General features: G+C 61.6%; 5 protein-coding genes. 3 read left to right on the top strand and 2 right to left on the bottom strand.

Going from position 1 to position 6565, the window contains the following annotated elements:
• The 3 genes from PUT78_RS08345 to PUT78_RS08335 form a co-directional block, all read left to right on the top strand.
• Positions 1-152: winged helix-turn-helix domain-containing protein (locus PUT78_RS08345; RefSeq protein ID WP_274351801.1), on the top strand; the 152-nt coding region annotated here is incomplete at its 5' end.
• Positions 153-363: 211 nt separating this feature from the next.
• Complete coding sequence (locus PUT78_RS08340) at positions 364-2505, top strand: DEAD/DEAH box helicase (RefSeq protein WP_274351793.1); 2142 nt, start codon at positions 364-366, stop codon at positions 2503-2505.
• 215 nt (positions 2506-2720) lie between these two features.
• On the top strand, positions 2721-3182 hold the full coding sequence (locus PUT78_RS08335) for a YaiI/YqxD family protein (protein WP_274351792.1): 462 nt from the start codon (positions 2721-2723) through the stop codon (positions 3180-3182).
• A 303-nt stretch (positions 3183-3485) separates the two neighbouring features.
• Here PUT78_RS08335 and PUT78_RS08330 read toward each other — a convergent pair whose 3' ends face one another.
• Both PUT78_RS08330 and PUT78_RS08325 read right to left on the bottom strand, forming a co-directional pair.
• On the bottom strand, positions 3486-5795 hold the full coding sequence (locus PUT78_RS08330; RefSeq protein ID WP_274351791.1) for a Tex family protein: 2310 nt from the start codon (positions 5793-5795) through the stop codon (positions 3486-3488).
• A 70-nt stretch (positions 5796-5865) separates the two neighbouring features.
• Positions 5866-6483 (bottom strand): TetR/AcrR family transcriptional regulator, encoded by a 618-nt coding sequence (locus PUT78_RS08325; RefSeq protein WP_274351790.1) that lies wholly within the window; start codon positions 6481-6483, stop codon positions 5866-5868.
• Positions 6484-6565: the final 82 nt, after the last annotated feature.

The following is a 6565-nucleotide window of genomic DNA, read 5'->3' as shown; positions in this document are numbered from 1 at the left end:
AGGCGCTTCTGGACCGCGTCTGGGGGCGCGACATCTATATCGACACGCGCACTGTGGATGTGCATGTGGGAAGGCTGCGCAAGACATTATGCACCACCGGCGGCCCCGACCCCATCCGCACCGTCCGCGGCGCAGGCTACGCCATGGGATAACACCCCAGACCGCGCGACAGCTACATCACGCGCCTGATCCCGCTCAAGCATCAGGTTTCCCGGCATTGAACCGGTCGGGCGTGAAATTCGGATTCATTCAGCTGATTCGGGCATATACTTTTCCCGCGTTTCCGGTTATGTGCGCTGGTCTAGTGTCGCTCCGGCGACCGCCCCCGGCGCGATGCGCCGCTATCCATGGAACTTTCCTGCTATGATCTCTCCCCTGTCCGAGGCGCTCGCAGAGCGCGGTTTCGACATTCTTACCCCAGTGCAACAAGCGGTGACCGCATCTGATGTCGCGTCTGCGGACCTTCTGGTCTCGGCGCAGACCGGGTCGGGCAAGACCGTTGGCTTTGGTCTGGCCATCGCGCCAACGCTGCTGGGCGACGCGCAACAATTCGGACCGGCGGCATTGCCGCTGGCGCTTGTGGTGGCACCCACCCGCGAACTTGCCTTTCAGGTGATGCGCGAGTTGACATGGCTTTATGCGCGCACCGGCGCAGTTGTTACGTCCTGCGTGGGCGGCATGGATATCCGGGCGGAACGCCGCGCGCTGGACCGCGGCGCACATATTGTTGTCGGCACGCCGGGGCGTTTGCGCGACCATATCGAACGCAGGTCGCTGGACCTTGGCGAAGTGCAGGCAATTGTCCTGGATGAAGCCGACGAAATGCTTGATCTGGGCTTTCGCGAAGATCTGGAATTTATGCTGGGGCAGGCACCGGCGGAACGGCGCACATTGATGTTTTCGGCGACCGTGTCACCGATGATTGCCAAGCTGGCCAAGCAGTATCAGCGCGATGCAATGCGCATAAACACCCTTGGCGGCGGTGATCAGCATGCCGATATTTCCTATCAGGCGCTGCGTGTTTCGGCCTCTGACAGCGAGCATGCGATATTTAATCTGCTGCGGTTTCACGAAGATCAGAGCGCTATCGTTTTTGCCAACACGCGTGCAGCGGTCAATCATCTGAGTGCGCGGTTGCTCAACCGTGGGCTTGCGACTGTCAGCCTATCGGGCGAATTGAGCCAGACAGAACGTACCCATGCGTTGCAGGCCATGCGTGACGGTCGTGCGCGGGTTTGTGTGGCAACAGATGTTGCCGCACGCGGGATCGATCTGCCGAACCTGAATCTGGTGATCCATGCCGATTTGCCGACCAATACCGAAAGCCTGTTGCACCGTTCGGGCAGAACCGGCCGTGCAGGTCGCAAGGGCATTTCGGCGTTGATTGTGCCACCCAAGGCAGTGGGCAAGGCCGAACGCCTGCTGAAATGGGCCAAGATCAGCGCGGAATGGACAGTTGCCCCTTCGGTTGATGACGTCTTGCGCAAGGATGAAGAACGCTTGTTGTCCGATCAGGTATGGACTGATCCTGTGACCGAAGAACAGGCCGCTTTCGCACAGAAGCTGCTGGCACTGCATGCGCCTGATGTGATTGCGGCGGCCTATCTGCGGCTGTTCCAGTCCCGCCATGCCGCGCCAGAAGAATTGCGGTCCCCTGATGCAAAGCCCGCAGCGCGCGAACACCGCGAATTCGGGCCGAGCCGGTGGTTTGCGTTGTCCGTGGGGCGTGAGGACCGTGCAGAGGCGCGCTGGTTGCTGCCATTGCTGTGCCGTGCGGGCAATCTGGAAAAATCCGCTATTGGTGCGATCCGCGTGCAGGACAAGGAAACCTTTGTCGAACTTGCCGAAAGCAGTGCCGCAGGTTTTCTGACGGGTCTTGGTCCGGACGGGGTTCTGGAAGAAGGAATTTCCGCGCGGGCCGTGGACGGTGCGCCGGATTTGCATTCGTCCGGTGGCAGGTCACGGGAGGGTGCGGGAAAACCACGTGACGACCGCGAGCGGAGCTTTGCGCCAAAACCGAAACCACGCGATGACCGCGACAGGGGGGGGGCGCCCAGACCGAAGCCGCGCGAAACGGGGCTTGTGGGCCACGAACGTGCAGCAACATCGCAAGGGGACAGGCCCAAACCCACCTATGGTGACGCCTCGACCACTGGTGCCGCGCCGGAGGGGGAACGTAAGCCGCGCCACAAGTCGAAATCGCCAAAACCGGAGATGGCAAAACCTGCCTACGCGCCCAAAGGGGCAGGCGCAGCGCGCCCGGACAGGGCCGACGCGCCTCGGAGTAAGGCAAAACCCGAACGGCATGACCCTGCATCAAAAGCCGCTGGCAAGCCCTGGCAAAAACCAGGCGCCAAACCCAAAGGCCGTGCGGCCGAAGCAGGCGCGGATGCGCGTGACAGCTCCCGGCGGTTCACCCCACCCGGAATGGCCAAACCCGGCAAACCACGCAAGCCCGCAGGCAGCGCGCCGCGACCGGGCGGACCCCGCAGCAATAAGCGATAGGGCAGGTTGCCCAAGGCAGGTGCGGGTTCTGAACTTATGGAACGCGGCCCACCGGCGCGTGGCATCCAGACAGAACCACCCTCTCCCCGGCGCGCAAGCGGCGGGGGTTTTCCCATCTCTGGTGCATGCGTCCCGGTTTGTTTTATGATGTGCCCTGCGTGGTCTTGGAAATACCGCAGCAGCCCGAAGATCACGCCGCGAAAGGACCACTACTAATGACGATCTATGTGGATGCGGATGCCTGCCCGGTGAAGGCCGAAATCGAACGCGTCGGCACAAGGCACAGCACGCGGATGGTGATTGTGTCGAATGGCGGGATCAGGCCGTCTGAAAACCCACTGATTGATACGGTCATCGTACCCGATGGCCCCGACGAGGCAGACAAATGGATTGCGGAACGTGCAGGGCCGGGCGATGTGGTGATCACGGGCGACATTCCGTTGGCCGCGAAATGCGTTGAGGCTGGTGCGCAAGTTCTGAAGCATAATGGCGACGCGCTAAGCAGTGCGAATATCGGCAATATCCTTGCCACGCGCGATCTGATGGCGGATCTGCGTGCCGCCAACCCTTTCATGCAAGGCGGCGGGCGCGGGTTCACCAAGGCAGACCGATCACGTTTTCTGGATGCGCTGGAACGCGCATTGCGTCGTGTGGCCGGTAGCAAGGGCGTGTCGTGATTGCGGCACAGGATGCTTTCGCGCGGCGCGCTGGCTGGTGAAGCCTTGGGGCGGGTTTGATATTGGTCTGAAGTGGATGTTGAGTATGCGCAAGGTGCGGAACAAGGCCGCAAGGCCGCCGCGCCATCGGCGGGCCGTCCCGCGGCCTGCGGGTTTCGCTGGTGCTAATTCAGCCCTTGAATGCCGGAGTTATGCCGCCTGGATAAAGTGAACTTCTTCCACCGGGGACCAGAAGACCCCGGCCCGCCGGTGGCGCGGGCTTGATGCACCCCCACATCCGGTTCAGGCTGATTCCAGCCCGTATCAGCGTTTCTTCATCGCCGCCTGAAGTGCGGCACCAAGCCCGCCCATCTGTTCTGCGGCAGGGGGCGTTTTCGCACCCGCTTTGCCCGCACCCGCTTTGGCGGCGGGTCTGGCCTTGGCGGATTGCGCGCGCGTTTCACGCGGGGCGGCGGTATCCGAGCCCCCATCCTTGCGCATGCTCAGCCCAATACGTTTGCGCGGCACATCAACTTCAACCACGCGCACGCGCACCACATCGCCGGTTTTCACTACCTCATGCGGGTCTTTTACGAACCGGTCGGCCAGCTGGCTGACATGCACCAACCCGTCCTGATGCACCCCAATATCGACAAACGCCCCGAAGGCCGCGACATTGGTGACTGTGCCTTCCAGCGACATGCCGGGGCGCAAATCGGTGATCGACTCGATCCCCTCGGCGAAATTGGCGGTCTTGAATTCGGGTCGCGGGTCGCGGCCGGGCTTTTCCAGTTCGGCCAGAATGTCGCGCACAGTTGGCAGGCCGAAGGTGTCATCGACAAAATCCGCAGGTTCCAGTGACCGAAGGACCGAAGGTGCGGCCATCAACGCCGCCAGATCCTTGCCGGTTGCCGTGACGATGCGCCGCGCCAGCGCATAGGCTTCGGGGTGAACGGAGGATGCATCCAGTGGTTCTGCGCCGTCCCTTATGCGCAGAAATCCTGCTGCCTGCTCAAACGCTTTCGGCCCAAGTCGCGCGACCTTCAGCAACTCCTTGCGGGTCTTGAACGGGCCGGTTGCGTCGCGATGTGCAACAATCGCTTCGGCCAGTGTTTGCCCCAGCCCGGAAACCCGCGCCAGAAGCGGCGAGGACGCCATATTCAGGTCCACGCCAACCGCGTTCACTGCGTCTTCGACCACGGCATCCAGCATCCGCGCAAGGCGGGACTGGTTCACATCATGCTGATACTGGCCGACACCAATGCTTTTGGGGTCAATCTTGACCAGTTCGGCCAGCGGGTCCTGCAGGCGGCGCGCGATGGACACCGCGCCGCGCAGACTGACATCCAGATCCGGAAATTCTGCTGAAGCCAGTGCCGAGGCCGAATAGACCGATGCACCCGCTTCCGACACAACAACCTTCATGGGTTTCGCACTGCCGGGAAGCTGCGCCAACAAATCCGCGACCATACGTTCGCTTTCGCGGCTGGCGGTGCCATTGCCGATGGCGATCAGCGCCACCTTGTGGCGCGCAATCAGCGCGGCCAGCGTGGCCTGCGCGCCGCGCAGGTCGTTCTTGGGCTGAAACGGATAGATGGTTGCAGTGTCGAGCAGCTTGCCGGTCCCGTCCACCACCGCCACCTTGCAGCCGGTGCGGATGCCCGGATCGATGCCCAGTGTCACGCGATTGCCCGCAGGGGCGGCCAGCAACAGATCATGCAGGTTGCGGGCGAATACACGAATGGCCTCTTCTTCGGCGCGTTCGCGCAATTCTGCCATCAGGTCAATCGTCAGGGACAGTTTCAGCTTGATGCGCCATGTCCAGTCACAGGCGGCTGCAAGCCATTCATCGGCAGCCCCGGCCGCGCCACCAATGCCGATCGTCGCGCGCACCATTCGTTCAACCGGTGTGGCATCTTCAAGCGTCAGGTCCAGATGCAGGATGCCTTCATTGCGCCCGCGCAGCATGGCAAGGGCGCGGTGGCTTGGACAGGTTTTCAGCGCTTCCGAATGTGCGAAATAGTCGCTGAATTTCGCGCCTTCGGTTTCCTTTCCATCGGCCAGACTGGCGGAAATGGTGCCGGATGCGCGCATATGGTCCCGCAAGCGGCCCAGCAATGTCGCATCTTCTGACAGGCGTTCGGCCAGAATGTCGCGCGCGCCGGTCAGCGCGACTTTGGTGTCGGGAACTGCGTCAGTGATATAGCCTGCCGCCAGCGCCTGCGGGTCGCGCCGTTCGGTCAGGATGGCATCCAGCAAGGGTTCCAGCCCGTTTTCACGCGCGATCATGGCCTTGGTACGGCGCTTTGGTTTAAAGGGCAGATACAGGTCTTCCAGCGTGGCCTTGGTATCTGCCCCCGCAAGTGCGCGCGCCAGATCATCGCTCAGCTTGCCCTGTTCCGATATGGATTTCACAATCGCCGCGCGCCGGTCTTCCAATTCCCGCAGATAGGTCAGACGTTCCGCCAGCAGGCGCAATTGCGTATCATCCAGTCCGCCCGTAGCTTCCTTGCGGTAGCGGGCAATGAAGGGAACTGTCGCACCTTCGTCCAGCAGTGAAATGGCGGCCAGCACCTGTTGGGGGCGGGCATTTACATCAGCAGCGATGCGGGCGGTGATCTGGGGGGCAGTCATGACACTCCTGAACAGTTCTGGACCGGGGGAAGCCATCGATACCTGCGGGCACACCCCGCCGCAAGCCCTGTCAGGGCGTCGCGGCGTAGCGGGCCAGAAACATATCGACCGCCCCTTCGGCAACGCGCGCGATATCGTCATCCGAAAATTTGGTCTGCACACCGCACAGCATTCGGTCGCAAATGGTGGTCTGGCACAATTGAAAGAACTGGTCGGCCGCAAGGTCGATATCATCAATGACCAGCGTGCCGCGTGCTACGGCCTGCCGGAAATAGGCCCCAAGCCGTGCCCGCCCCAGTTCCGGCCCGTTTTCATAAAATGCCTGCCCGATTTCGGGAAATCGCGGCGTTTCAGTAACGCAGATCCGGAACATGGCGATGCCGAAATCCGACATCAGATAGCCGATCAGTCGTTTCGCCGCACCACGCAATGCCTGTTCGGGTGGCGCATCGGGGGAAAGCAGTTCCAGCGCCCCATCGGCCAGGTTCAGGATTTCGGTCTGATACACTTCGGAAAAAAGCTGCCGCTTGTCCGGGAAATAGCTGTAAAGCGTGGCCTTCGATACGCCCGCGACGCGGGCAATTTCATCAACATTCGCGCGTTCATAGCCCATTTCGACAAAAACCTGCCGCGCGCCGTCCAGAACCTGCCTGAATTTGCGACCCTGCCTGATTTTCTGTGTTGTCACTGTTCTGATATCCCCCTGTGACCTATAGGATAGTGTCTGGAAATCAGCAAGGAAAGCGCACAATATGCCGATATGTCGCTTC

This window comes from Roseinatronobacter alkalisoli, assembly GCF_028745735.1.
Lineage (GTDB): Bacteria > Pseudomonadota > Alphaproteobacteria > Rhodobacterales > Rhodobacteraceae > Roseinatronobacter > Roseinatronobacter alkalisoli.
Note: the sequence above shows the minus strand (reverse complement) of the source record. Positions and strands in the feature narration are given on the sequence as shown.